Consider the following 25,384-nt stretch of genomic DNA (forward strand, 5'->3'; position numbering starts at 1 on the left):
GCTGGGTCGAAACCGATGACATATGAAACGCTCCGAATCTGGCTGGACGGCGGCAAACGCCCGCTTCGATTTCACCAGTATCAGGCTTCCAATGCTTGGAAGGTCAAGCGGGCGCGTTAGCCGCGCGAGGCATCGGTCATCGTCGCGCGCATCGCGTCCGCGAGCGCGTTGGCCGCGTCGCCGCCGCGTGCGCGCAGGCCATCCACGGCGCCGGCGCGGTCGGCGTCGGCCTTGTTCTGCGAGAGCTTCGCCTTGCCGACGAGCCGCGTCACCTCGATCTCGATGCCGACGATCGCCGCGAGCATCTGCTCGATGTAATCGCGCGGCGCGTCGCCCATCTTCCACGGCGCGGGTTCGCCGGCTTCCATCTTGCGAGTGAGCCGGGCGACGACGCCGCGCACGTAGGCTTCGTCGTCGCGAACGGTGATGCGGCCGTGCGCATGCACGACGAGATAGTTCCACGTCGGCACCTGCCGATGCGTTTCCTGCTTGCTCGGGTAGAACGTCGGCGAGATGTAGCCCGCCTCGCCCTGAAAGATGGCGAGGACTTCGTCGCGCGGCGCTACTTCGCGCCAGAGCGGATTCGCCCGCGCGACGTGCGCCCGCAGCGTGCCGTGCTCGCCGGCGGCGGCGTCGAACTCGAACGGAATGTGATTCGCGTCGAGACCGTTCGGACCGTGCGTGACGAGCGCGCCGAACGGATTCGCGGCGATCAGCGCGTGCAGCGCGTCGGTGCGGTTTTCTTCGAAATGGGCGGGCAGATACATCGGCGGCTCTGTGTCGGTTGAGTGAAAAGACGGCGCGTATCGTCATGGTACGCGATGCCGATGCACGCGGTTTGCTGCATCGTGGGCGCATCTTCGCCATCTTTGTTTCCTATCTTGCGTCCTCTCTTCTTGCCTATGGTCAGCGGATAAGATACAACCCGAATTCCGAGATAGCGCCCGTGCCGCGCGGCATGCGTCGGAAAGGCGGCCGGCGCGCGACTCCATGCAGAACTAGAACCGGATTCCCAATCGAATGAATGCAAACCGACGCTGGACCTTCCCGCTCAACGCCGCTTTCTGGATGAGCGCAAGCCTGACCGGAATCAGCCTCGTTGCCGGCTGCGCCGCCGACAAGCCGCGCGAGGTCAAGGCAGCGAGCGGCGGCTGGGTGAAGGATCAGGTCGCGGATGCCTATACGTTCGGGTTTCCGCTCGTCGCCTCCGACATCGCGCGCGAGCGGGCGAGCGGCAATCCCGCGCAGCCCGGCCAGGCCGCGCTCAACACGTTCCGCCACGCGACGGCGCTGCCGCCTGTCGGCGCGACCGGCTGGCCGAGCGTCGATACGATCGATTCGACGGCGTGGCTCGATGTCTCCGCCGATCCGGTGATCGTCTCGCTGCCCGCCGCGCCGCGCGGCCGCTACCTCGACACGCGCGCGTTCGATGCGTGGACCAACGCGCTCTATTCCAGCGCCGACACGACGCCGTATCCGAAGATGCAACTGATCGCGTTCGTGCCCGCCGGCTGGACCGGCACGGTGCCGGCGAATGCCACGCGCGTCGAAACGCGCACGCGTTATGTCTGGTTATCCGTGCGTGTGCGCGTGAACGGCCCGCGCGACGTGCGCGAGGCGCGCAAGCTCCAAGCCGCGATGCACATTCAGACGCTCACGCCCGCGAAGGATGCCGCAGCCGATGTCACGGCCGCCGTCACCGGCGCGTGGCCGGGCGGAAGCAGCGGACAACAGCCGTCGGTGCCGCCGCTGCCTGCCGCGCCGCCGAGCGCATCGCCGGGCGCGCAGGCCGAAGCGCTCGACGCCAACGCGTTCTTCGCGCGCCTCGCCCGCTCGCTCGACGACAACCCGCCCGCCACCGCCGACGCGCCCGCGATGAACCGTCTCGCCGATCTCGGCGTGAAGCCCGGCGAACCGGTGCAATTCAGGACGACGGACGCGCCGCTGCTCGACTCGGGCCTCGCCGGTGCGCGCGAGCGCCTTGCGACCGTGCCGCCCAACGCCATCACGAAGAACGGCTGGACGTGGTTCGGCGAAGGCGTCGGCAATTACGGAACGGACTACACGCTGCGCGCGTATCTGGCTCGCCGGCAGACGGCCACAAGCACGAAGAATGGCGAAGTGAAGCCCGTCGCGCTGAACGACAGCGAAGGCCACGCGCTCAACGGCGCCAACCGGTATGTGCTGCACTTCGCGCCGAACCAGCTTCCGCCCGTGCGCGGCTTCTGGACGCTCACCGCGTACACGAAGCAAGGCGCGCTCGCTGATGCGAAGCTCCCGCATCTCGCGCTCTCCGATCGAGACCGTCTGAAGAAGAACCGCGACGGCTCGGTCGACGTGATCGTGTCGGCGCAATCGCCGGGCAAGGCGCGCGCGTCGAACTGGCTGCCCGCGCCGCAGGGCGAGTTTCAATTGACGATGCGCCTTTACGCGCCCGATCCGCAGGCCAGCGACGGCACCTGGGCGCCGCCGCCCGTCGAGCGGCAATAGCAACAATAGCGGCAATAACGGCGTAATTTCGCTCGTCGGACACGCGCTGCCGCGAGCGTTTTGACGACGTTCGCGCGGTGCATCGTCGTATACTCGGACATCCTCCTTCCCGAGTCGGCGAGTCCGCGCGGCGCTCCACGCGCGCATCGCGTCGCCGCGCATCGAATGTCAAGCACTACCAAATCGGGTTTCACGTCGGCCGGGCAAACGCTGCGCGGCGTCATCCACGCGCGTCGCACGCGGCGCATCGCAATCGGGCTGATCGTTGCGTTGCTCGTCGTCGGCATTCTCGGCTTCTTCGTCGCGCCGCCGGTCATTCGTCATATCGCCGAACAGCAGCTCGCGAAACAGCTCGACCGGCCCGTCAGCATCCGGCGCGTCGCGCTCAATCCCTACACGCTCGATGTCGAAGCCGACGACGTGCATATCGGCGAATCCGCCGCCAACATCGCGCGGGGCGGCGCGGCGAATTTCGTCGATGTATCGCGGCTCGTGGTGCGCACGTCGTGGGCGTCGCTCGTGCGGCTCGCGCCCGTCGTCGATGAACTGAAGATCGATTCGCCGCGCTTCGTCATCGTGCGTTATGACGCCGGGCATTTCAATTTCTCCGATCTGATCGCGAAGTTTTCGCAACCGGCGCCCGCGCCGTCGAGCGGCCCGGCGCGGTTCTCCGTCTCCAACATCCGCGTGGAGAACGGCAGCATTCTCTTCGACGACCGCCTCACGAAGGCGAAGCACGTCATCGACCGCTTCGCGCTCGGCATTCCGTTCATCGCCACGCTGCCGTCGGCCACGGACATCTTCGTGACGCCGCTTTTGCAGGCGCGCATCGACGGCTCGCCGCTCTTGCTCAAGGGCCGCACGAAGCCGTTCGCGCAGTCGCGGGAATCCGAGATCGCGCTCTCGCTCGACAGCCTCGACGTGCCGAAGATCGCGTCGTATGCGCCGGATTCGCTGCCGGTCGCGGTCAAAAGCGGGCGGCTCTCGACCGACCTCAACGTGCGCTTTGCGATTGCTGGCAACGCGCCGACGATCCGCATCGACGGCACCGCCGATCTCGCCGACGCCGCCGTGACCGAGCGCGCCGGCGCGCCGCTTTTCTCGGCGCGCGCGCTGCACGTCCGGATCGCGGACATGGAGCCGCTGCGCGATGTCTATCACTTCGACGAAATCACGCTCGCCGCGCCCGAAGTGCATCTTTCGCGTGACGCATCGGGCGCGCTCAACGTCGGCAAGCTCGCGTCGCCGTCGAAGCCGGACAACCAAAAGCCCGCGCAGAAGGAAGGCCCGCCGCTCGATCTGGCGATTCGTCGCGTGGCCATCGACGACGGCCGCATCGCGTTCGCCGACGATCTGATGAAACAGCACGTCGAAGCCGCGGTGACGAAGCTCGCGGTCACGCTCGATGGCTTTTCGACGCTCGCCAAAACGCCCGCGCGTTTCGCGCTCAAGGCGGCGTCGGACAAAGGCGGCACGCTCGACGCATCGGGCAGCGTGACGCTCGCCGCCAAAACCGCCGACGCGAAGCTCGCACTCGACGCGCTCGCGGTGCCGCCGCTGCAGCCGTACATCGCGAATGCGGTGGCGGCGCGCGTCGAAAGCGGCACGCTCGGCGCGCATCTGCCGGTGTCGGTCGACTGGTCGAAGCCGGACGCGGCCTTGCAGGTCGGCGCGGGCGACGTGAAGCTCGATGCGCTCACGCTCGTGCCGACGAACGCGCCGGGCGCGTCGCCCATCACGCTGCGCTCGGCGGTTGCGAAAATCGCGAAGGTGGATCTCGCCGCGCGCACCGCCGCGCTCGACAGCGTGCAAGTGTCCGGCCTCGCGCTGGATGCCGCGCGCCGCAGGGACGGCAGCATCGATCTGGCGGCGCTCGCCGGGCCGCACGAAGCGGCGCCGGAGCCGAGCGCCACGCGCAAGATTCAGAAGGAGCAGCAGGGCGGGCCGGCGTGGCGCTATCAGATCGGCCAGATTTCGCTCGACGACGCATCCGCGGGCTTCACCGACGAGACGCCCGCGCGGCCCGTGAAGCTGCGCGTCGCGCCGCTCTCTGTCGGCGTCAGGCAGTTCAGCGACGATCTGACGAAGCCGCTTCCCGTCGAGGGCAAGCTCACGCTGAACGGCAAGGGATCGCTTGCCGTCGCGGGCAGCGTCACCGTCAGTCCGCTCAAGCTCGCGCTGCACGTCAAAGGCGATCAGGTCGATGCTTCCGCGTTCGAGCCGTATTTCGGCGACAAGCTCAACGTCGACGTGGCGAGCGCGTATCTGAACGCGAGCGGCGACCTGGCGGTGTCGGGCAGCGGCAAGACGCTCGCCGCGTCCTACAAGGGCGACGCGTCGCTCACGGACGTCCGCATGCTCGACAAGGCCACGTCCGACCGCTTCGCAAGCTGGAAGCTGCTCGGATTGACCAGTCTCAAGGCGAGCTACGGCGAGCGCGGCACGGACGTCGAGGCCGCGCGCATCACGTTCGCCAACTTCTATGGCCGCGTGCTGCTGGACGCGCAGGGCAAGCTGAACCTGAAGAGCGTCGTGGCGAGCGACAACGGGCGCGCTCAAGCCGTGACGCAATCCGTGACACGGCCGGCGGCGTCCGCGCCGGTTGCCGCGAGCGCGCCCGCCGATGCCTCGAAGTCCGGGCAGTCGGGGCCGCCGGTCAACATGCGCTTCGGCCAGCTCGTGCTGCAGAACGGCCGCGTCACGTACACCGACGACTTCATCAAGCCGAATTACACCGCGAATCTCGTCGCGATCAACGGAACGGTCGGCGCGTTCGGCACGCAGTCGACGACGCCCGCGCCCGTCGATGTCACCGCGAAGCTCGCGGCGAATGGGCCGGTGTCGATCAAGGGACAGGTGAATCCGCTGATCGCGAAGCCCGCGCTCGATCTCACCGCGAGCGCGCACGATGTCGAACTGACCAACCTCACGCCGTATTCGTCGAAGTACGCGGGTTATCCGATCACGAAGGGCAAGCTCAACGTCGATCTGCACTACATGCTCGCCGACGACAAGCTGACCGCGAACAATCACCTGTTCATCGATCAGCTTACGTTCGGCGACCACATCGACAATCCGAGCGCGACGAAGCTCCCCGTGCGGCTCGCGGTGTCATTGCTCAAGAACTCGCGCGGCGAAATCGACGTCAATATTCCGATCTCCGGCTCGCTGTCGAACCCGGAATTTTCTGTCGGCGGGCTCGTGTGGCAGGCCATCGTCAATCTCGTGCAGAAGGCCGTGACCGCGCCGTTCTCGTTGCTCGCGCATGCGTTCGGCGGCAGCGGCGAGGAACTGAACTACGTGGAATTCGACGCCGGCTCCGCCACGCTCGGGGACGCCGCGCAGAAGAAACTCGATACGGTCGCGAAGGCGCTTGCGGACAAGCCGTCGATCCGGCTCGACGTGATCGGGCGCGTGGACCCGAAGGTGGACGAACCCGGCTTGCGCCGCGCGTGGCTCGACGGCCAGGTGAAGCGCGCGAAGGTGCGCGACATGTCGGGCAGCGGCCAGAACGTCGACTGGACGTCGGTGACGGTGTCCCCCGACGACTACGACAAGTATCTGACCAAGGTCTACAAGTCAGCGGACTTCAAGAAGCCCCGCAACTTCATCGGCATGACGAAGACGCTGCCCGATGCCGACATGAAAGCCGCGCTGATGGAGAACGCGCCGGTCGACGACGCTTCGTTGCGCGATCTCGCGCAGCGGCGCGCGCAGGCGGTGAAGGAGTACTTCGACGGCAAGATCGACAGCAGCCGCATCTTCGTGGTCGCGCCGAAGCTCGATGCGCAGGGCATCGAAGACAAGGGCGCCGGAAGCCGCGTAGAACTGGGGCTGAAATAGCGCGGCATCAGCCGTTTGGACGACTCGATGAGCGAGGGACTGCATAGCATGATCGATACCGGAAATCCTGACGACAACGGGAGTGAGCCGATGGGAACGCCTTATGAGAAAGACGTGGTGGCGTGGGCCAATGAACAGGCCGCGCTGCTGCGGGCAGGAAAGCTCTCGGCCATCGATATCGAGCATATTGCAGAGGAAATCGAGGACGTGGGGAAGAGTCAATTACGCGAGTTGGGCAGCAGGATATCCGTGCTGCTTGCGCATCTCCTGAAGTGGCAGTATCAGCCGGAACGGCGAAGCAAGAGTTGGTCGAGTACGATCCGCACACAGCGCAAGGACGCGAACTATCTCCTTGGGGAAGCACCGAGCCTGCGGCGACGCTTCGATGAATCGAAATGGCTCGACGTCGTGTGGTCGAAAGCGCGAACGTTGGCGGAGTCGGAAACGGGTATCGACTTCGACGACTTCCCCGAAATCTGCCCGTGGCCGATCGGATGCGTGCTCGAGGAAGGGTTCCTTCCGGAATGATCGCTAGCGCGGACCGCAACCCGCGCCCCCTCAATGCGCCCCGGCCGCCGCTCCTCCGCCGCCGCCCTTCGCCACTTTCGTGATCCAGATGAGCGGAATGATCAAAATGAAGATCACCGCCGAGATCAGGAAGATATCGTTCAGGCCCATCATCGCGGCTTGCGAATTCACCGTGAAGTTGAACATGCCGCGCGCCTGCGCTTCGCTGATATTGAGCGTCGATTGCGACATGCCGAGCGATTGCCCGAACGCCGGGTTATACAGGTTCGCCTGTTCGGTCAGCCGCTCGTGATGCAGCGCGATGCGGTCGTCCCACGCATTGCCGGCGAGGGACGTGCCCACCGCGCCGCAAAACACGCGCGCGAAGTTCGACAAACCCGCCGCCGCCGGAATCTTCGAGGGCGGCAGGCCCGATAGCACGATCGCCGTGAGCGGCACGAAGAACATCGCCATCGGAATGCCTTGCAGAAGCGTCGGCAGGACGAGATGGAAGGTGTCGATCTCGATCACGTACTTCGAGCGCAGCCAGAACACGAACGCGAAGCCGATGAAGGCCATCGTCGCGATCACGCGCGCGTCGCTGCGCGGCAGCACCTTGCCCATGACGGGCGCGAGAATCACCGCGAAGATGCCGAGCGGCGCGGTGACGAGGCCGGCGTCGACGGAGCGGTAGTTCAGATACTGCTGCATCCATTGCGGCAATAGCACGAGATTGCCGAAGAACACGCCATACGCGACCGAAATCGCCACCGTGCCGCCGAAGAAATTGCGCCCGGTGAAAAGCCGCAGATCGACGACGGGGTTCGCCTCCGTCAGCTCCCACACGACGAAGAACGCAAACGCGATGACCGCGATGATCGCGAGCACGACGATCACCGGCGACGAGAACCAGTCGAGGTCGCGGCCCTTATCCAGCATGATCTGCAGCGACGCGACCCACGTGAGGAGCAGCGCGAGGCCGATCACGTCGATAGGCGCCTGGCGCGTCGGCGTTTCGCGGTCGCGGTAGATCATCCATGTGACGCCCGCCGCGAAGATGCCGACCGGAATGTTGATGTAGAAAATCCACGACCACGAATAGCTGTCCGTGATCCAGCCGCCGAGCGCGGGGCCGGCAATCGGACCGACGGTCGCGGTCATCGCCCAGAGCGAGAGCGCCATCGACGCTTTCTCTTTCGGATACGAGCCGAGCAGAATCGCCTGCGAAAGCGGAATCAGCGGCCCGGCGACCGCGCCCTGCAACACCCGCGCGATCAGCAGCACCGGAAGATTCGGCGCGAGCCCGCACAGCCACGACGACAGCACGAACATCAAAATGGCGCCGACGAAGAGCCGGATCTGCCCGAGCCGTTGCGTGAGCCAGCCGGTGAGCGGAATCGACACCGCGTTCGAGGCCGCGAACACGGTGATGACCCAGGTGCCTTCGTTGACGGACACGCCGAGATTGCCGGAAATGGTCGGGATGGCGACGTTGGCAATCGACGAATCCAGCACGTTCATGAACGTCGCGAGCGCGACGGCGAACGTGGCGAGCACGAGTTGCGCGCCGTGCAGCGGTGGAGGAGGCGGCGCGGCATTAGTTGGCGTCGGCGGCGTGCTCATGCGTCTTCCCGTTTCGGTGAATCCGCCAGTGTGCCTGCGCTTCGAAAAAGCTGCAGAGCCGCCGCCGCGCCCGCTTACTTCGCCGAAATGTCGATGTTGCCCAGATACTTCTTCGCGTATTTGTCGATGGTGCCGTCCGCCTTGACCTTCTCGATCGCCGCGTTGAGCTTCGCCTTGAGCGCATCGTCGCCCTTGCGGATGCCATACGCGATGCCGCTGCCGAGAATCTTGTCGTCGCGAACCGGCGCGCCGACGAACGAGAAGCCTTCGCCGTCCGGCTTCGAGAGGAAGCCGCTCTGTCCGGCGGGCGCGAGCACGAGCGTGGCATCGAGCCGGCCTGACTTCAGATCGGCGTAGACCTGATTCTGGTCCTGATACGGCACCACCTTCACGCCTTCGTTTTCCCAGTGCGCCTTCGCGAACGTTTCCTGAATCGATCCCTGCAGCACGCCCACGCTCTTGCCCTTGAGCGAGCCCGCCGTCGGTTCGATGCCGCTGCCCGTCTTCGCGATGAGCTGCGTCGGCACGCGATACACGACCGTCGTGAAGTCGATCGCCTGGCGGCGCTGCTCGGTCGCGTTCATCGCGGAATTGATCGCGTCGAACTTGCGGCCTTGCAACGCGGGAATCAGGCCGTCGAACGACGTTTCGACCCACTTGCACTGCATCTTCGCGGCGGCGCAGACGGCGTTGCCGACGTCGATGTCGAGGCCTTGCAGTTCGCCCGTCGCCGATTTGGATTCGAACGGCGGATATTGCGCTTCGAGCCCGAAGCGCAGCGTGTCGGCGGCGAGCGCCGCGCCGCTCGCGAACGAGCACGCGACGAGGAGCGCGGCAGCGAGTGAATTCACTTTCATCTTGTGGTCTCCGGGAAAGGGGCTGAGTCGAGGAACTAAAGCGAGGGACTAAATCGAGCAAAGGCGGCGCGCGCCTTCGATGAGCGTGTCGTCGTCCTTCGCGAACGAAAGACGGATCAGGCGATGGTCCGTGCCGTCCGTATAGAACGCCGACAGCGGAATGGTGGCGACGCGCGCCTCGCGAATGAGCCGCAGCACGAAGTCGCTGTCCGGCTCGTCGGAAATCGCGCTGTAGCGCGCGAGCATGAAGAAACTGCCCGCGCTCGGCAAGAGTTCGAAACGCGAGCCGGCGAGCGCGCTTGCGAGCACGTCGCGCTTGTGCTGATAGAACGGCCCGAGGTTGAGATAACTCGATTCGTCCGCGAGAGCTTCGGCGAACGCCATCTGCATCGGCGTGTCGGCGGAAAACGTCATGAACTGGTGAACCTTGCGGATCTCGGCGGTCAGCGCGGCGGGCGCGAGACAGTATCCGACGCGCCAGCCCGTCACATGGAACGACTTGCCGAACGACGACACGATCACGCTGCGCGCGGCAAGCTCCGGATAGCGCGCCATGCCGTGATGCGGCGCGCCGTCGAACACGACGTGCTCGTACACCTCGTCGGACAGCACGATGATCTTCGTGCCGCGCGTGAGCGCCGTGAGCCGCGCGATGTCGTTCGCATCGAACGCGCTGCCCGTCGGGTTGTGCGGCGTGTTGACGAGAATCATGCGCGTGCGCGGCCTGATGGCGGCGGCGACTTCGTCCCAGTCGATACGAAAGTCCGCAGCCGACAGCTTGATCGCAATCGGCGTCGCGCCCTGAAGCTGCACGATCGGCGCATAGCTGTCGAACGACGGCTCGAAGTAGATGACTTCGTCGCCGGGATGCACGAGCGCGCTGATCGTCGCGTACAGGCCTTCGCTCGCGCTCGCGACCACCGTGACTTCGGTGCCCGGATCGTACTCGGCGCCATAGAGCTTTTGCGTCTTGACGGCGATGGCCTCGCGCAGCGCGGGCACGCCCGACATCGGCGAGTACTGGTTATGTCCTGCCTGCATGGCTCGCGTGACGCTCTCGATGAGCCGCGGATCGCACGCGAAGTTCGGCGCGCCCTGCGAGAGATTGAGCGCGTGATGCTCGTCGGCGAGCTGGCCGATGACGGTGAAGATAGTCGTGCCGACATTCGGCAGCTTCGACTCGGGAACGCAGGCGCTTTGCACGGCTTTCTCCAGTATTGCGGTCCGACGATTCAACCGCAGCCATAAAGCGCGGACAATCGAAACTTTGTCATACTAGCCATGCGTGCCGCTCATGGCTATCTTCCAAAACCCGATGAAACCGCTGCCTTCCCTCGACGTGCTGAAAACCTTTCTCGTCGTCGCGCAAAAGCTCAACTTCACGCGCGCCGCCGACGTGCTGAACGTGACGCAAGGCGCGGTGAGCCGTCAGATCGCGGGGCTGGAGGGGCATCTCGGCTATGCGCTTTTCGTGCGGCAAGCGCGCGGCCTCGCGCTCACGCATCACGGCGCGCTCCTGCTCGCGCCGCTTCAGCAGGCGTTCGCGCACATCGACGACGCGCTTGCCAAAGGCGGCGCTCAGTCCGGCACGCTGCGCGTGAAGTGTCCGACCTGCGCGATGCGCTGGGTGCTGCCGCGGGTGATTCGCCTGCAGAACGAGCGGCCGGAACTGGTGGTGGAAGTGACGGCCTCGGTGTCGCATGGCGTGGAGTTCGACGCCGAACAGTTCGATGCGGCCATCGTCTTCGGCAAGCCATCGCTCAAAGGCGCGAGCGTGCATCATCTTTTCGATGAAGTGCTCACGCCGGTCTGCGCGCCCGAGTTGTGGAAGCCGGGCAGGAACGCGCGGCCCACGCCCGACGACCTCGCCGGCAAGATGCTGCTGCATCCGACGCGCGATCGCCGCGACTGGCTGCTGTGGCTCGGCGCATATGGATACGCGGGCTTGCCGTCGGCGAAGGCGCAGCACTTCGACACGCTCGACCTCGCGATGTCGTCGGCGATGCAGGGACTCGGCGTCACCATCGGCGATGTCTCGCTGATCGAGGAAGACTTGCGCGCCAGGCGCGTGATCGCGCCGTTTTCGCTTTCCGTGCGAAGCGGCGCGGCGTACTACCTCGTTTATCCGGAGCGGCCCGCGCCGTCGCCCGCGTTGCAGCAGTTCGCGCGCTGGCTCGAAGGCGAAGCCGCCGCGACGCGCGAAAAGCTGCGCGCGTGACCTTACATGCCGTGCTTCGTCACGACCGATTCCCACTGCCCGTTCTTCACCTGATACAGCGTCGAGGACGCATTCTTCAGCGCGCCGTTGTCGTCGAACGCAATGGGTCCCGTGATGCCCTCGAACGATATTTTCTTAAGCACCGGCCGATACACCTTCGGATCGGCGGAATTGGCCTTCTGCATCGCGTTGATGGCGGCCCACGCCGCGTCGTAGCCGAACGGCGCATACGAAAGAATCGCGACGCCGAAGCGCTTCTGGAACTTGTCGCCGAACGCCTTGCCTTGCGGCAGTTTGTCGAGCGGGCTGCCGTATTCCCACGCCTGCGCGCCTTCGGCGGCATCGCCCGCGAGCTTCAGGAAATCGGCGTCCATCACGCCGCCGCCGCCCACGAACTGCGCGTTGATGCCGAGCTGCTTCATGCGTTTGGCGACCGCCGCCGCTTGCCGGTCGAGGCCGCCGAAGAAAATAAGATCGGCGTTCGCGGCCTTGAGACGCGTGAGCTGCGCGCTGAAATCGACGGTCTGGTTGTCGCTGAACTCGCGCGCGACGATCGTGCCGCCCTTCGCCTTGACCGCTTTCTCGAACTCGTCGGCTTCGCCCTGACCGAAGGCCGTTCTGTCGTCGATGATGCCGATGCGTTTCGCCTTCGTCGTCGTCACCGCGTACATGCCGGCGTTGCCCGCGTTCTGCGCATCGCTCGAAATCACGGTGAAGACGTTTTCGAGGCCGCGCGTGGTGATGGTCGGATTCGTCGCCGCCGGATCGATCATCGGAATGCCGGCGTTGTTGTAGATCGGCGAGGCGGGCAGCGTCGTGCCCGAATTGAAGTGACCGACGACCACGGCCACGCCGTCATCGACGAGCTTCTGCGCGGCCTGCACGCCGATGCGCGGATCGGCCTGATCGTCTTCCGCCGCTATCTCGAACTTCGCGGTCTTGCCGCCGATGCTGATCTTTTTCGCGTTCGCTTCGTCGAGGGCGAGTTGCACGCCGTTCTGAAGGTCCTTTCCGTAGCCCGCGTTCGCGCCCGTGAGCGGCGCGGCGAAACCCACTTTCACGGTGACGTCTTCCGCTGCGGCGGTCAGCGGCGCGGCAGCGAGCGCGGCGGCGCACGCCGTGAGCCATGCGAGCGGTCTGAGGCTCGTTGGGATACGCATGGTTTCCTCTCCTTTTGTGGTTTGGTAATCCAATGGAACGCGGCTACTGCATGGAACACGACCAAAACGCGGCGGGCAAGCGGGAGTTGCCCTTGCCGTCTGCGTGACATTCAGGCGAAGGGCGCCGCAGCGAACAAGCGCAATGTAGGAAGCCAAATTCGCCGCGTCTTGTCGTTAAGTCGCGCGCGGACTGCGGATTTCGGCACAGCCGCGAGCGACCGCCGCGGCAGCACGGACGCGGCAAGGCGCGATTTGGCGGCTTTGCATTCGCGACGATTTGTGCGCATCGCCAACGCGCTGCGCGACGCATGGCGCGGGCAGGGCAGGCTCGCGACGGGCGTGCGTCCGGGTGGCGTCGAGCGAATGCTGGAAGCGCGTTGCGCGCGACGAAGCAGAAATGCTCGCCGATGACACCGGCCGCGCGGTCAAGCAATCGCTTCTGCCTCGCGGACATTCCCCGCAGACGCGCCCTACGTCCTTGCGCGCTTCTGCATTTCGTCGAAACCGGCGGCGGCTTCCTGCACATCCGGCGGGAAGTCGCCGAACTCCTGAACCTGCCGCACTTCGATTATTTCGTTCGCGGAAGCCGGGCAGCGCCTGGCCCATTCGATTGCTTCCTCGCGCGAGCTCACCTGGATCATCCAGTAGCCGCCGAGCACTTCCTTCGCTTCGGCGAACGGGCCGTCGGTTACGCGCGGCTTGCCGTCCTCGAACGTGACGCGCGCGCCCATCGACGGCGGGTGCAGCCCGTCCAGCGCGAGCAGCACGCCCGCCTTTTGCAGTTCTTCGTTGTACTTCATCATCGCGGCGACGGCTTCGGCGCTCGGCATCGCGCCGGGTTCCGCGCTTTCATAGCCGCGCGGGATCATCAGCATCATGAAACGCATGGGAGTGCTCCTCGTTCGTAGTGGTGGCGAAAATTCGCGCTCACACCTTACGACGCGCAAGCGGCTCGCGGATCGACAACGCGCGGTCAAATTTGGTTAAGCGTTTATCCCTATCCGATTCGGGTTGCCTTCCGCGCGGGTCGCGCCAAATAATGTAATCCATTACATCTCGTCCGCCGGCCGGCGCGCAGCATGTCCGATACCGTTCGTTCCCGCGAGGAAGTATCGATTGCCGATGTCGCCGAGCGTGCCGGCGTGTCCGTGGCGACGGTCTCGCGCGTGCTCAACGGCCACACCAACGTGCGCGAGGTCACGCGCGACAAAGTGCGCGCGGCGGTGGCGGCGAGCGGCTATCGCATCAACGAGCTTGCGCGCAATCTGCGCACGGCGGAAAGCCGCCTGCTGCTCACGATGGTCCCCGACTTCGGCAATCCGTTTTACGCGGCCATCGTGCGCGGCATCGACACCGTCGCGCGGCAAAACGGCTACTTCATGCTGCTCTGCGATACCGGCGCCGACGCGCTGCGCGAGCGCAGCTACTTCGATCTCCTGCGCGGACGCCGCGCCGACGGCGCCATTTGCCTCGATCCCGCCGCCGTGCAGAAAGCACTCGCGGAAGAGGCATCGACACTGCCGTGGGTCGCGTGCTGCGAATTCGATCCGGCGGCGCGCGTGCCGTATGTCGGCATCGACAATCATCTTGCCGCCGGCGACGTCGTGCGTTATTTGATCGAGAAAGGTCACGAGCGCATCGCGCTCATCAATTCGGGGCAGGGCTATCTGTACGGGCGCCAGCGGCTCGCGGGCTATCGCGACGCGCTGCGCGACGCGGGCATCGACGCGAATCCGGCGTGGCTGATCGAACTCGACAGCCTCGACTACGACGCGGGCGGGCGCGCCGCCGCGCAACTGTCGTCGCTCGGACGCGAGCGGCCTAGCGCGGTCTTCGCGGTGTCGGACACGCTCGCCATCGGCGTGATGAACGGCTTGCGCGGCGCGGGCTTGCGCGTGCCGGAAGATGTCGCCGTCGTCGGCTTCGACGACATCGCCGTGGCCGCGCACGTCGATCCGCCGCTCACGACCGTCGCGCAGCCGATGCAGGCGCTCGGCGAAACCGCGGCGCGTCTGCTGCTCAAGCGCCTGCGCGATCCGCGCGCGGACGTGCCGGGCGTATTGCTGCCGCATCGCCTCATTCAACGAAGGAGCGCGTGACGATGAGCCTGGCCGTGCGCTTCGAAGGAATCGAGAAACAGTTCGGGCCAGTGCGCGTGCTGCACGGCGTGAGCTTCGATCTCGCGCCGGGGCGCATTTACGGACTGCTCGGCGAGAACGGCGCGGGCAAGTCCACGCTCATGAAAATTCTCGCGGGCTACGAGCGCCCGAGCGCGGGCGCGTTTTTCATCGACGGGAAAGAGACCGCCTTTGCGAACTCGCGCGATGCCGAACGCGCGGGCATCGTGCTGATTCATCAGGAACTGAATCTCGCGGATCATTTGAGCATCACGCAGAACATGTTTCTCGGCCACGAACTGCGCAAGGGCTTTTTCCTCGACGAAGCGGCGATGCGCGACGACGCGCGCGCCGCGCTCAACGAAGTCGGCCTGCACAAGAATCCGGACACGAAGGTGCGCGAGCTGATCGTCGCGGAGAAGCAGCTGGTCGAGATCGCCAAGGCGATGCTGCGCGACGCCCGCCTGCTCATCATGGACGAGCCGACCGCGACGCTCACGCCGTCCGAAACGCAGCGTCTTTTCGCGCTGATGGCGCGCCTGAAGGACGCGGGCGCGACCATCGTCTATATCTCGCACAAGCTCGATGAAGTCGAGCGCGTGACCGACGACGTGATCGTGATGCGCGATGGCCGCTTCGTCGCGCGCGCGCCGACTTCCGAGCTCACGCGCGAGCAGATGGCGAATCTGATGGTCGGCCGCGAAGTCTCCGACATGTTCCCGGAGAAACCCGCGCTCGCCGACGATGCCGCCGTCGCGTTTCAGGTAGACGGCGCGTCCGTGCCGGGCTGGGCGGAGGGCGTGAGTTTTTCGGTGCGCAAGGGCGAAGTGTTCGGCTTCGCGGGACTCGTCGGCGCGGGACGCACGGAGTTGTTCGAGGCGCTCGTCGGCTTGCGGCCGCTCGCGGCGGGACGCGTCGTCATCGAAGGGGAGACGGTCGCGCTCAAAAGCCCGCGCGACGCAATGCGCCACGGCATCACGTATCTGAGCGAAGACCGCAAGGGACGCGGCCTGCACGTCGACATGGCGCTCAAAGACAATCTCACGATGATGACGCTCGAACGCTACGCGCATCCGCTCGTCGATACGCGCGCCGAACGCGATGCGCTCAAGCTCGCGTTGAAGGACTTCGGCATTCGGACGGGCAATGCGTCGAGCCGCGCGCGGATGCTGTCGGGCGGCAATCAGCAGAAGCTCGCGCTCGCGAAGTTCCTGCATCCCGATCCGCGCGTGATCGTGCTCGACGAACCCACGCGCGGCGTCGATGTCGGCGCGAAACGCGACATCTATTTTCTGATTCATCGCCTGGCCGCCGAAGGCCGCGCGGTGATCGTCATTTCTTCCGAGCTGATCGAACTGATCGGGCTATGTCATCGCGTCGCGGTGATGCGCGCGGGCGAACTCGTCGCGACACTCGGCATGGACCTTCTGACCGAAGAGAGGTTGATCGCGCATGCGACCGGCACACACTGAAGACACCGCGCAGGAAAGCCGCCTGACCGCCTTCGCGCGGTTTCTGCTCGGCGTCGGGCCGCTGATCGGACTCGTTGCGCTGTGCATCGGCGGCACGCTGCTCAACAGCGACTTCGCCACCTTCGACAACGCGATGAACGTGCTCACGCGCACGTCGTTCATCGGCATCATCGCGGTGGGCATGACCTTCGTCATCATTTCGGGCGGCATCGATCTGTCGGTCGGATCGATGGCCGCGCTCATCGCGGGCAGCATGATCTACATGATGAACGGGCTGATGCAGGGCGTGCGCGGGCACGCGGTGCCGCCGCTTGTGATCGTCGCGCTCGGCATCGTGCTCGCGCTCGTGCTCGGCGCGCTCTTCGGCCTTGCGCACGGCCTTCTGGTGACGAAAGGGCGCATCGAGCCGTTCATCGTCACGCTGGGGACGCTCGGCGTGTTTCGCGCGCTTCTGACATGGCTCGCCGATGGCGGCGCGCTCACGCTCGACAATTCGCTCGTCGATCTCTACGGCCCCGTCTATTACGCGAACCTCTTCGGCGTGCCGGTGCCGATCTGGGTGTTCGCGATCGTCGCGGCGGGCGGCGCGCTCGTGCTCAATCGCACGGTGTTCGGGCGGCACGTTCAGGCTATCGGTTCGAACGAACAGGTCGCGCGCTATGCGGCGATCCGCGTGGACAACGTGAAGATCGCGACTTACGTGCTGCTCGGCCTGTGCGTCGCGGTGGCGACGGTGCTGTACGTGCCGCGCTTAGGCTCGGCCACGCCGACCACCGGCCTTCTATGGGAACTCGAAGCGATCGCCGCCGTGGTCGTCGGTGGCACGGCGCTCAAGGGCGGCGAAGGGCGCGTGATCGGCACGGTCATCGGCGCGATTCTGCTTTCGGTCATCAACAACATCCTGAATCTCACGAGCATCATCAGCGTGTATCTGAACGCGGCGGTGCAGGGCGCCGTCATCATCTTCGTCGCGTTCTTGCAGCGTGGCCGTCGTTGAAAACCCCATAAAACAGGAGACATCGTCATGAAGAAACTCTTTCACGCGCTTTCCGCGCTCACGCTTGCAGCGAGCGCATTCGGCATGAGTTCCCTCGCATCCGCCGCCGACAAGGTGATTCTCGGCGTCGCCATCCCGACGGCCACGCACGGCTTCACGGGCGGCATCGTCTGGTGGGCCAACGAGGCGAAGAAGGAGCTGGAGAAGGCGCATCCGGATCTCAAGATCATCGTGAAAACGGCGGCCGGCGCACCCGAGCAGGCGAACCAGTTGCAGGATCTCGTGACCGTCAACAAGATCAACGCGCTCGTGATCTTCCCGTTCGAATCGGCCTCGCTCACGCAGCCGGTCGCGCAGGTCAAGAAGAAGGGCGTGTATGTGACGGTGGTCGATCGCGGTCTCACCGACACCAGCGCGCAAGACGCCTACGTTGCGGGCGACAACACCGCGTTCGGCAAGCTGCCCGCCGAATATCTCGCGAAAACGCTGAACGGCAAGGGCGATATCGTCGCGCTGCGCGGCATTCCGACGACGCTCGACAACGAACGCTGGGCCGCGTTCGAAGGCGTGATGAAGCAGCATCCCGACATCAAGATTCTCGATGCGAAGTACGCGAACTGGAACCGCGACGACGCCTTCAAGGTGATGCAGGACTATCTCACGCGCTTCAAGCATATCGACGCGGTTTGGGCCGCCGACGACGACATGATGATCGGCGTGCTGAAGGCGATCGATCAGGCGCATCGCACGGATATCAAGGAAGTGTTCGGCGGCGCGGGATCGAAGGAAGCAGTCAAGCGCATCATGGATGGCGACAAGCTCGTGAAAGCCGACGTCTCGTACTCGCCGAAGTTCATCTACGACGCGATCAAGCTGACCGCCGAAGCGCGTCTCAAAGGCGAAAAGCTGCCGGCGACGACGATCATTCCTTCGGTGCTCATCACGAAGGACAACGCGAAGCAGTTCTATTTCCCGAACTCGCCGTTCTGACATCATGAAGACCATCAAGGGCCCCGCGATCTTTCTCGCGCAGTTCATGGGCGATGCCGCGCCGTTCGATTCGCTCGCGAATCTCGCGGCGTGGGCGCGTTCGCTCGGTTACGAAGGCGTACAGGTGCCGGCTGATCCGCGTCTCATCGATCTGGAAAAGGCCGCATCGAGCGATGCCTATTGCGACGACATTCGCCGCACCGTCGAGGATGCGGGCGTCGCGATCACCGAATTGTCGACGCATCTGCAAGGGCAATTGATCGCGGTGCATCCCGCATACGACACGCTCTTCGATGGCTTCGCCGCGCCGCACGTGCGCGGCAACCCGCAAGCGCGCACTCAGTGGGCGATAGCGCAACTGAAGCACGCGGCGGCGGCGTCGCAGCGTCTTGGCCTCACGGCGCACGTCACGTTTTCGGGCGCGCTCGCGTGGCCGTATGTCTATCCGTGGCCGCAGCGTCCGGCGGGACTCGTCGAAGCCGCGTTCGACGAACTCGCGAAACGCTGGCGCCCGATTCTCGACGAGTTCGACCGCGCGGGCATCGACGTGTGCTACGAACTGCATCCCGGCGAGGACATGCACGACGGCGTGACCTTCGAGCGCTTTCTCGCCGCCGTGGACGATCATCCGCGCGCGAACATCCTCTTCGATCCGAGCCATTTCGTCTTGCAGCAACTCGACTATCTCGCGTTCATCGACATCTATCACGCGCGCATCAAGGCGTTTCATGTGAAGGACGCGGAGTTTCGGCCGAACGGACGACAAGGCGTGTACGGCGGCTACTCGGGATGGGTCGAGCGCGCGGGGCGCTTTCGTTCGCTCGGCGACGGGCAGATCGACTTCAAGGCGATCTTCTCGAAGATGGCGCAGTACGACTTCGCCGGCTGGGCCGTGCTCGAATGGGAATGCGCGCTGAAAGCACCGGAAGACGGCGCGCGCGAAGGCGCGATGTTCATCCGCGACCACATCATTCGCGTGGCGGAACATGCCTTCGACGACTTTGCCGGCAGCGGCGCGAGCCGCGACCAGTTGCGCGGCGTGCTCGGGATCGCGAACGAAGCGGGAGAGAAGCGATGAAGCGCGTGCGGCTCGGCATGGTCGGCGGCGGCGAGGGCGCGTTCATCGGCGCGGTGCATCGGATGGCGGCGCGCCTCGATGATCGCTACGAGCTGCTTGCGGGCGCGTTGTCGTCCGATGCGGCGCGGGCGGCGTCGAGCGCGGCGGCGATCGGACTTGCGCGCAGCTACGGCGATTATCGCGAGATGGCGCGCGTCGAGGCGGGGCGCTCCGACGGCATCGAAGCGGTGGCGATCGTCACGCCGAATCATCTGCATGCGCCGATTGCGACGGCGTTCCTCGAAGCGGGCATCCACGTTATCTGCGACAAGCCGCTCGCGGTATCGCTCGATGAAGGCGAGGCGCTGGCGACACTCGCGCGCGACAAAGGGCTTGTGTTCGCGGTGACGTACACGTACACCGGCTATCCGCTCGTGCGCCACGCGCGCGCGATGGTGCGGCAGGGCTTGCTCGGCGATATCCGCGTCGTGCAGGTCGAGTATGCGCAGGACTGGCTCTCGCTTCCTGTCGAGACGCAAGCGAATCGGCAGGCCGTGTGGCGCACGGATCCATCGCTCGCAGGCCCGGCGGGTTGTCTCGGCGACATCGGCACGCACGCGTATCAACTTGCGGAATACGTGACGGGCATGCGGCCCGCGGCGTTGTCGGCGGACGTGTCGACGTTCGTGCCGGGAAGACGCGTCGACGATCATGTTCAGGCGATGTTGCGCTACGCGAGCGGCGCGCGCGGGATGTTATGGGCGAGCCAGGTCGCGGCAGGTGAGGAGAATGCGCTTCGCTTGCGCGTCTATGGGACGAAGGCGGGTTTGTCGTTCGATCAGCAAGCGCCGAACGAACTGTGGTTCACGCCGGTCGGCGGGACGTCGCAGCGGATCACGCGCGGGCGCGTGCAAAGCCCCGAAGCGCTGCACGCGACGCGCGTGCCGGCGGGCCATCCAGAAGGGTATATCGAAGCGTTCGCGCAGGTTTATGCGGATGCGGCGGCGTGTATCGCGAGCGGAACGACGCGGGGGGATGAGTGGTTGACGACCGTCGAGGATGGGGTCGCGGGGTTGAGGTTCGTGGAGGGGGTGTTGCGGAGTAGTGGGAAGAATGGGGCGTGGACGGATTTATCCTGAGTCGGTGCTAGTACTTTTTCACCGCCTGCCTGCCCGCAGTCAACGACTGGCGGGTGCACTTGGTGCTACGCTGTTTCACTCTTTAGCCGATACGATCCGGAGCCACTTTGCGCTCGGGATACGATCAAAGTCCATTGCGACACATGCTCGCGACGAGAATCGAACTGTCTTCCCATATGGCCGACGCACGAATCAATCCCGCAATGTTGACCTGGGCGCGGGAGCGCTCTGGCATTGACGGGCCGATCTTGGCCGACAAACTCGGAACGCCGGTTGCGAGGGTCGCCGCGTGGGAAGCAGGGGAAAGAAAGCCGACGTTCAAGCAGGCGAAGCGGATAGCTGAAATCACGCATATCCCGCTCGGTTACCTCTATCTGCCCGCGCCTCCAGACGAGCCATTGCCGCTCGCCGATTTCCGTACTGTCGCTGACGCTCCGTTGAAGCCGCTGAGCCCCGAGTTCCGTGACGCTCTGAACGACGTTCTGCGGAAGCAAAGCTGGTATCGCGAATACAGGAGGCTTCAGCGTGAGAGCCCGCTTCCGTTCATCGGGCGCTTCGGAATACGCGATTCCGTTGCCGCCATTGCAAGCGATATCAAGCGCGTCCTAGCCATCGGTCCCGCCGATCTTACGCAGAGCGCGAATTGGGAAAGCTACTTGCGTCTTCTAATAGAAAGAATGGAAGCGGTGGGCGTGCTCGTCATGCGAACGGGCATCGTTGGGAACAATACGCATCGTCCGCTTTCGGTCGACGAGTTTCGGGGCTTCGCAATCGCCGATGACGACGCGCCCGTCGTTTTCCTGAACGGCAAAGATGCGAAGGCGGCGCAGATTTTCACGCTCATTCACGAAGCTGCGCATCTATGGGTCGGCGTCAGCAGCGTATCGAATGAAAGACTGAGTGCCAAGCAGACAAGCAATGTCGACGTCGAACGATTTTGCAATGCGGTTGCGGCGGAGTTTCTCGTTCCCGAAGAAGCGTTCAGAAGCCGATGGACAAGCCACACTGAATTCACAGGGCAAGTTCGCCAGATAGCCAGGGAACTCAAGGTAAGCAATGTTGTAGCTGCTCGGCGTGCTGCTGAACTCGGACTCGCGAGCCGGCAAGAATTCGACGACTTCTACTTGGCTGAACGGGACAGGTGGGCTGCGATGGCCCGCAAGCGCGCCGCTGGCGGGAACTACTATGAAACATCGGCCACCCGGAACAGCAAGCGTCTGACTAGAGCGGTACTCGAGACAGCTCTCGAAGGGCGGATGTTATTGCGAGACGCCGGTCAGTTGCTTGGAGTAAATCCCTCGAGCCTTGAAAAGCTCGCAGGCAGTGTGTATGGAGAAGGCTGAGCATGTACCTGCTGGACAGTAATATTTTTATCGAAGCACAGAATCGGTATTATGCGAACGATATTTGCCCAGGTTTCTGGGAATGGCTCGACGATGCGAACCGTAAGGGACTGGTCGCGAGTATCAGTGAAGTATTTGACGAGCTTGCTGGCAGGACAGACCCTCTTGCCCGCTGGATCAAAGCACGACAAGACACTAGCTGGTTTCTCGACGTAACAGACGACGCAACTCAATCTTCATTTGTTGAGATTATTAAGCACATCGAAGCAGCGAAGCAATATTCTCGGCCCAACAAAGACCAGTTCTTAGCTGGCGCAGACCCCTGGCTCATTGCCAAGGCGCGGACAATGGGCTGGAGGCTAGCAACCCACGAACGATTCAGCGAGCAATCGACTAAGGTGAAAATTCCAAACGTGTGCCGCAGTTTCGGTGTGGAGAACTGCGACACATTCGAGATGTTGCGTGAACTGCGAATCTCGTTTGGGTGGGCGCGCGCGGCTTGAGTATAGGGAGTAAGGCGGGGCGGCCGCCTCGCCTTACTCGCTAACAATCACGCCCAGTTCGCGTGAAAACTCCCCGCCTTGTCCGTCCGCTCGAACGTATGCGCGCCGAAGAAATCGCGCTGCGCCTGAACCAGATTCGCGGGCAGCCGTTCCGAGCGATACGCGTCGAAGTACGCAATCGCCGATGAAAACGCCGGCACCGGAATCCCCGCCTTCACCGCAGCGACGACCACGTCGCGCAATGCGTCCTGATAGTTCGCCGCGATGTCGCTAAAGTACGGATCGAGCAGCAGATTCGCGAGCGCCGGGTTCGTCTCGTAGGCGTCGGTAATTTTCTGCAGAAAGCGCGCACGGATGATGCAGCCCGCCCGGAAAATCTTCGCGATCTGGCCGTACTGCAAGTCCCAGTTGTATTCGTCCGATGCCGCGCGCAACTGCGCGAAGCCCTGCGCATACGACACGATCTTGCTCAGATACAACGCACGCCGCACCGATTCGATGAACGCCGCGCGATCGCCGTCGAACTTCGGCGACGGTCCGGACAACACCTTGCTCGCCGCCACGCGCTGATCCTTCAGCGACGACAGCACGCGCGCAAACACGGCTTCGGTAATCAGCGGCAGCGGCGCGCCGAGATCGAGCGCGTTCTGGCTCGTCCACTTGCCGGTACCCTTTTGCGCCGCGCGATCCAGAATGACATCGACGAGATCGTGGCCCGTTTCATCGTCCTTCTTCGAGAAAATCTTCGACGTGATCTCGATCAGATAGCTGTCCAGTTCGCCCTGATTCCACTCGACGTAGACCTTGCCCAGTTCCTCGTTCGAGAGGCCCGCGACGCGCTTGAGCACGTCGTAGCTCTCCGCGATCAACTGCATGTCGCCGTACTCGATGCCGTTGTGCACCATCTTCACGAAGTGGCCCGCGCCGTCCGGTCCCATGTACGCGACGCACGGCTCGCCGTCCGGCGCTTTCGCCGCGATTTCGTGCAGGATCGGCGCGACGAGCTCGTAGGCTTCCTTCTGTCCGCCCGGCATGATCGACGGACCTTTCAGCGCGCCTTCCTCGCCGCCCGACACGCCCGTGCCGATGAAATGCAGGCCCGACTTCGCGAGGTCCTGATTGCGGCGGATGGTGTCGGTGAAATGCGTGTTGCCGCCGTCGATGAGAATGTCGCCTTTTTCGAGTAGCGGACGCAGCGCGGCGATGGTTTCGTCGGTGCCCGCGCCCGCCTTCACCATCATCAGAATGCGGCGCGGCTTTTCGAGCGATTGCACGAACTCTTCGAGCGTGTAGGTCGGCACGAGCTTCTTGTCGGGCTGTTCGGCAATCAGTTCGTCGGTTTTGGCGCGGCTGCGGTTGTAGACCGAAACGGCGTGTCCGCGGCTCTCGATGTTCAAGGCCAGATTGCGGCCCATGACGGCGAGGCCGACTACGCCGATAGCTTGTTTGCTCATGCTTGATCTCCGAATGACCGAAGCGCTCGCGGCTCGTGGCGCGGGCGCTTCGGGATGAAAACGTGTCGATGGTTGTGCCGCTCGCGGCTGAGAGGTCGTCTCATGTTCGGCGGGCGAGTGATCGGCCCGGCCGATGCGAGCGAGAGACCGCCCGAATTTACCACTTTGAGGCGCAACCGGCAGCGGCCCCGGCCGGGCGCGCGCGGCGGCGCCGTCATAGAATGAACGTCCCGCATGGCATTGAACGAACGATGGCGGTGTCAAGGCGCTCGCGAGCGCATCACTATTCGGTGTATGTCGTCGAACTGGCGGACGCGGTCTGGAACGAAGCGCGCTTTCGTCGCGCGAATCCCGGCTATGTGCTCGGCAAGCCGTTCGTGTATGTGGGAATGACGGGCATCGATCCCGACGTGCGTTTCGACAAGCACAAGGCCGGCATTCAGTCGAACCGCTACGTGCGGGACTTCGGGCTGCGGCTTCTGCCGCATCTCTACGAGATGTACAACCCGATGCCTTACGACGGCGCACGCGACATGGAAGTGGAACTCGCCATCGGCCTGCGGGAAGCGGGCTATGGCGTGTGGCAGGCGTGACCGGCAGGCATAAGCCAATACAACGGAGATAAAGCATGCGGATTCTGATCGTGGGCGCGGGGGCCATCGGCGGATATTTCGGCGCGCGGCTGCTCGAAGCGGGCAGGGACGTGACCTTTCTCGTGCGCGAGCGTCGCGCGGCGCGGCTGCGCGAAGGCGGGCTCAAGGTGCGAACGCCGCAAGGCGATCTGACGTTCGACGACCCGCCCATCGTGCTCGCGAAGGACATCGGCGCGCCGTTCGACCTCGTCGTGCTGAGCTGCAAGGCCTACGATCTGCAAGGCGCGATGGATTCCTTCGCGCCCGCCGTCGGTCCCGATACGGCCATCCTGCCGCTTCTGAACGGCATGGCGCATCTCGATGCGCTCGACGCGCGCTTCGATCCCGACAACGTGCTCGGCGGCCAATGCTCGATTGCCGCGACGCTCAACCGCGACGGCGACATCGTGCAGATGAGCAACCTGCACGCGATGGTCTTCGGCGATCGCAAGGGCGGCCGTCCGGCGCGCATCGACGCCATCGCCGCGCAACTCGGCAACGCCCGCTTCGACTTGACCGTGAGCGAGAACGTCCTTCAGTCGATGTGGGACAAGTGGGTGTTTCTCGCGACGCTCGCGACGGGCACATGCCTCATGCGCGCGCCGATTCGCGACATTCTCGCTTCGCCCGGCGGCGCGGACGTGCTGCAGCGTCTCTTCGGCGAATGCCTGAACATCGCCGCGCAGAACGGCTATGCGCTGAGCGACGCGGCGGTTGCGCGCGGCCGCTCGTTCTTCACGGACAGCGAATCGCTCATGACCGCGTCGATGTTGCGCGATCTGGAAAGCGGCGCGCCGATCGAGGCGGATCACATCGTCGGCGATCTAATCGCGCGCGAGCGCGCTCCGCTCGATGGCGCGTCGCTGCTAAAAGTCGCGTATGCGCATCTGAAGGCATACGAGGCGCGGCGCGCGCGCGAAGCGCAGGCGTGACGATGCACAGGCCGCTTTTGTCGCGCGGCCGCACGCTGTACGCTCTCGGC

General features: G+C 64.6%; 21 protein-coding genes. 14 read left to right on the forward strand and 7 right to left on the reverse strand.

Features of this window, described 5'->3' with window-relative positions; translation table 11 throughout:
* Nucleotides 1-116: 116 nt before the first annotated feature.
* Nucleotides 117-767, reverse strand: a complete 651-nt coding sequence (locus tag LDZ27_RS14780; RefSeq protein ID WP_244816747.1) for an FMN-binding negative transcriptional regulator — start codon at nucleotides 765-767, stop codon at nucleotides 117-119.
* Between the two features lie 253 nt (nucleotides 768-1,020).
* On the opposite strand from LDZ27_RS14780, the gene LDZ27_RS14785 reads away from it, so the two are divergent.
* The 3 genes from LDZ27_RS14785 (at nucleotide 1,021) to LDZ27_RS14795 (ending at nucleotide 6,861) form a co-directional block, all read left to right on the forward strand.
* The gene (locus LDZ27_RS14785) at nucleotides 1,021-2,490 is read left to right on the forward strand and encodes a DUF1254 domain-containing protein (RefSeq protein ID WP_244816748.1); all 1,470 of its coding nucleotides are present in this window, start codon (nucleotides 1,021-1,023) and stop codon (nucleotides 2,488-2,490) included.
* Nucleotides 2,491-2,655: 165 nt separating this feature from the next.
* On the forward strand, nucleotides 2,656-6,333 hold the full coding sequence (locus LDZ27_RS14790) for a DUF748 domain-containing protein (protein ID WP_244816749.1): 3,678 nt from the start codon (nucleotides 2,656-2,658) through the stop codon (nucleotides 6,331-6,333).
* 90 nt (nucleotides 6,334-6,423) lie between these two features.
* Entirely contained in the window at nucleotides 6,424-6,861 is a 438-nt protein-coding gene (locus tag LDZ27_RS14795) for a DUF29 domain-containing protein (protein ID WP_244817279.1), read from the forward strand.
* Nucleotides 6,862-6,891: 30 nt separating this feature from the next.
* Here the strand turns inward: LDZ27_RS14795 and LDZ27_RS14800 are convergent, their stop codons facing one another.
* The 3 genes from LDZ27_RS14800 to LDZ27_RS14810 all read right to left on the reverse strand — a co-directional run bounded on the left by LDZ27_RS14800 (nucleotide 6,892) and on the right by LDZ27_RS14810 (nucleotide 10,523).
* Nucleotides 6,892-8,463, reverse strand: coding sequence for a DHA2 family efflux MFS transporter permease subunit (locus tag LDZ27_RS14800; RefSeq protein ID WP_244816750.1), 1,572 nt, complete (start codon nucleotides 8,461-8,463; stop codon nucleotides 6,892-6,894).
* 74 nt (nucleotides 8,464-8,537) lie between these two features.
* A complete protein-coding gene (locus LDZ27_RS14805) occupies nucleotides 8,538-9,320 on the reverse strand; it encodes an ABC transporter substrate-binding protein (RefSeq protein WP_244816751.1) in 783 nt (260 codons plus the stop codon).
* A 48-nt stretch (nucleotides 9,321-9,368) separates the two neighbouring features.
* The gene (locus LDZ27_RS14810; protein WP_244816752.1) at nucleotides 9,369-10,523 is read right to left on the reverse strand and encodes a methionine aminotransferase; all 1,155 of its coding nucleotides are present in this window, start codon (nucleotides 10,521-10,523) and stop codon (nucleotides 9,369-9,371) included.
* 112 nt (nucleotides 10,524-10,635) lie between these two features.
* On the opposite strand from LDZ27_RS14810, the gene LDZ27_RS14815 reads away from it, so the two are divergent.
* Complete coding sequence (locus LDZ27_RS14815) at nucleotides 10,636-11,538, forward strand: LysR substrate-binding domain-containing protein (RefSeq protein ID WP_244817280.1); 903 nt, start codon at nucleotides 10,636-10,638, stop codon at nucleotides 11,536-11,538.
* Between the two features lie 2 nt (nucleotides 11,539-11,540).
* On the opposite strand, the gene LDZ27_RS14820 is transcribed toward LDZ27_RS14815, so the two are convergent.
* Together LDZ27_RS14820 and LDZ27_RS14825 are read right to left on the reverse strand one after the other, a co-directional pair.
* The gene (locus LDZ27_RS14820) at nucleotides 11,541-12,698 is read right to left on the reverse strand and encodes a branched-chain amino acid ABC transporter substrate-binding protein (protein WP_244816753.1); all 1,158 of its coding nucleotides are present in this window, start codon (nucleotides 12,696-12,698) and stop codon (nucleotides 11,541-11,543) included.
* 470 nt (nucleotides 12,699-13,168) lie between these two features.
* Nucleotides 13,169-13,585 carry a YciI family protein gene (locus LDZ27_RS14825; RefSeq protein WP_244816754.1) on the reverse strand — a complete coding sequence of 139 codons (417 nt, stop codon included), beginning with the start codon at nucleotides 13,583-13,585 and terminating at the stop codon, nucleotides 13,169-13,171.
* A gap of 192 nt (nucleotides 13,586-13,777) precedes the next feature.
* Between LDZ27_RS14825 and LDZ27_RS14830 the strand changes: the two genes are divergently transcribed.
* The 8 genes from LDZ27_RS14830 (at nucleotide 13,778) to LDZ27_RS14865 (ending at nucleotide 22,316) form a co-directional block, all read left to right on the forward strand.
* A complete protein-coding gene (locus tag LDZ27_RS14830; RefSeq protein WP_244816755.1) occupies nucleotides 13,778-14,797 on the forward strand; it encodes a LacI family DNA-binding transcriptional regulator in 1,020 nt (339 codons plus the stop codon).
* Between the two features lie 2 nt (nucleotides 14,798-14,799).
* On the forward strand, nucleotides 14,800-16,287 hold the full coding sequence (locus LDZ27_RS14835) for a sugar ABC transporter ATP-binding protein (RefSeq protein WP_244816756.1): 1,488 nt from the start codon (nucleotides 14,800-14,802) through the stop codon (nucleotides 16,285-16,287).
* Nucleotides 16,268-17,284: an ABC transporter permease gene (locus LDZ27_RS14840; protein WP_244816757.1), complete on the forward strand. Its 1,017-nt coding sequence runs from the start codon at nucleotides 16,268-16,270 to the stop codon at nucleotides 17,282-17,284. The genes LDZ27_RS14835 and LDZ27_RS14840 overlap by 20 nt, the downstream gene beginning before the upstream one ends.
* 27 nt (nucleotides 17,285-17,311) lie before the next feature.
* On the forward strand, nucleotides 17,312-18,274 hold the full coding sequence (locus tag LDZ27_RS14845; protein WP_244816758.1) for a substrate-binding domain-containing protein: 963 nt from the start codon (nucleotides 17,312-17,314) through the stop codon (nucleotides 18,272-18,274).
* 4 nt (nucleotides 18,275-18,278) lie between these two features.
* Nucleotides 18,279-19,352 (forward strand): sugar phosphate isomerase/epimerase, encoded by a 1,074-nt coding sequence (locus LDZ27_RS14850; protein ID WP_244816759.1) that lies wholly within the window; start codon nucleotides 18,279-18,281, stop codon nucleotides 19,350-19,352.
* Nucleotides 19,349-20,470, forward strand: a complete 1,122-nt coding sequence (locus LDZ27_RS14855) for a Gfo/Idh/MocA family protein (RefSeq protein WP_244816760.1) — start codon at nucleotides 19,349-19,351, stop codon at nucleotides 20,468-20,470. The genes LDZ27_RS14850 and LDZ27_RS14855 overlap by 4 nt, the downstream gene beginning before the upstream one ends.
* Nucleotides 20,471-20,646: 176 nt before the next feature.
* Nucleotides 20,647-21,813: an XRE family transcriptional regulator gene (locus tag LDZ27_RS14860; protein WP_244816761.1), complete on the forward strand. Its 1,167-nt coding sequence runs from the start codon at nucleotides 20,647-20,649 to the stop codon at nucleotides 21,811-21,813.
* A gap of 2 nt (nucleotides 21,814-21,815) precedes the next feature.
* Entirely contained in the window at nucleotides 21,816-22,316 is a 501-nt protein-coding gene (locus LDZ27_RS14865; RefSeq protein WP_244816762.1) for a DUF4411 family protein, read from the forward strand.
* A gap of 47 nt (nucleotides 22,317-22,363) precedes the next feature.
* On the opposite strand, the gene gndA is transcribed toward LDZ27_RS14865, so the two are convergent.
* On the reverse strand, nucleotides 22,364-23,770 hold the full coding sequence (gene gndA, locus LDZ27_RS14870) for an NADP-dependent phosphogluconate dehydrogenase (protein ID WP_244816763.1): 1,407 nt from the start codon (nucleotides 23,768-23,770) through the stop codon (nucleotides 22,364-22,366).
* Nucleotides 23,771-24,021: 251 nt separating this feature from the next.
* Between gndA and LDZ27_RS14875 the strand changes: the two genes are divergently transcribed.
* The gene (locus LDZ27_RS14875) at nucleotides 24,022-24,363 is read left to right on the forward strand and encodes a hypothetical protein (protein WP_244816764.1); all 342 of its coding nucleotides are present in this window, start codon (nucleotides 24,022-24,024) and stop codon (nucleotides 24,361-24,363) included.
* A 35-nt stretch (nucleotides 24,364-24,398) separates the two neighbouring features.
* Complete coding sequence (gene panE / locus LDZ27_RS14880) at nucleotides 24,399-25,334, forward strand: 2-dehydropantoate 2-reductase (protein WP_244816765.1); 936 nt, start codon at nucleotides 24,399-24,401, stop codon at nucleotides 25,332-25,334.
* The last annotated feature ends 50 nt before the right edge of the window (nucleotides 25,335-25,384 follow it).

This window comes from Caballeronia sp. Lep1P3, from assembly GCF_022879595.1.
Classification (GTDB): domain Bacteria; phylum Pseudomonadota; class Gammaproteobacteria; order Burkholderiales; family Burkholderiaceae; genus Caballeronia.

Excerpts from the sequence above, each read along its gene's own strand:
- LDZ27_RS14780 (WP_244816747.1), bottom strand. The coding sequence starts at position 767 with ATGTATCTGCCCGCCCATTTCGAAGAAAACCGCACCGACGCGCTGCAC.
- LDZ27_RS14785 (WP_244816748.1), top strand. The coding sequence starts at position 1,021 with ATGAATGCAAACCGACGCTGGACCTTCCCGCTCAACGCCGCTTTCTGG.
- LDZ27_RS14790 (WP_244816749.1), top strand. The coding sequence starts at position 2,656 with ATGTCAAGCACTACCAAATCGGGTTTCACGTCGGCCGGGCAAACGCTG.
- LDZ27_RS14795 (WP_244817279.1), top strand. The coding sequence starts at position 6,424 with ATGGGAACGCCTTATGAGAAAGACGTGGTGGCGTGGGCCAATGAACAG.
- LDZ27_RS14800 (WP_244816750.1), bottom strand. The coding sequence starts at position 8,463 with ATGAGCACGCCGCCGACGCCAACTAATGCCGCGCCGCCTCCTCCACCG.
- LDZ27_RS14805 (WP_244816751.1), bottom strand. The coding sequence starts at position 9,320 with ATGAAAGTGAATTCACTCGCTGCCGCGCTCCTCGTCGCGTGCTCGTTC.
- LDZ27_RS14815 (WP_244817280.1), top strand. The coding sequence starts at position 10,636 with ATGAAACCGCTGCCTTCCCTCGACGTGCTGAAAACCTTTCTCGTCGTC.
- LDZ27_RS14820 (WP_244816753.1), bottom strand. The coding sequence starts at position 12,698 with ATGCGTATCCCAACGAGCCTCAGACCGCTCGCATGGCTCACGGCGTGC.
- LDZ27_RS14825 (WP_244816754.1), bottom strand. The coding sequence starts at position 13,585 with ATGCGTTTCATGATGCTGATGATCCCGCGCGGCTATGAAAGCGCGGAA.
- LDZ27_RS14830 (WP_244816755.1), top strand. The coding sequence starts at position 13,778 with ATGTCCGATACCGTTCGTTCCCGCGAGGAAGTATCGATTGCCGATGTC.
- LDZ27_RS14835 (WP_244816756.1), top strand. The coding sequence starts at position 14,800 with ATGAGCCTGGCCGTGCGCTTCGAAGGAATCGAGAAACAGTTCGGGCCA.
- LDZ27_RS14840 (WP_244816757.1), top strand. The coding sequence starts at position 16,268 with ATGCGACCGGCACACACTGAAGACACCGCGCAGGAAAGCCGCCTGACC.
- LDZ27_RS14845 (WP_244816758.1), top strand. The coding sequence starts at position 17,312 with ATGAAGAAACTCTTTCACGCGCTTTCCGCGCTCACGCTTGCAGCGAGC.
- LDZ27_RS14850 (WP_244816759.1), top strand. The coding sequence starts at position 18,279 with ATGAAGACCATCAAGGGCCCCGCGATCTTTCTCGCGCAGTTCATGGGC.
- LDZ27_RS14855 (WP_244816760.1), top strand. The coding sequence starts at position 19,349 with ATGAAGCGCGTGCGGCTCGGCATGGTCGGCGGCGGCGAGGGCGCGTTC.
- LDZ27_RS14860 (WP_244816761.1), top strand. The coding sequence starts at position 20,647 with ATGGCCGACGCACGAATCAATCCCGCAATGTTGACCTGGGCGCGGGAG.
- LDZ27_RS14865 (WP_244816762.1), top strand. The coding sequence starts at position 21,816 with ATGTACCTGCTGGACAGTAATATTTTTATCGAAGCACAGAATCGGTAT.
- gndA (WP_244816763.1), bottom strand. The coding sequence starts at position 23,770 with ATGAGCAAACAAGCTATCGGCGTAGTCGGCCTCGCCGTCATGGGCCGC.
- LDZ27_RS14875 (WP_244816764.1), top strand. The coding sequence starts at position 24,022 with ATGGCGGTGTCAAGGCGCTCGCGAGCGCATCACTATTCGGTGTATGTC.
- panE (WP_244816765.1), top strand. The coding sequence starts at position 24,399 with ATGCGGATTCTGATCGTGGGCGCGGGGGCCATCGGCGGATATTTCGGC.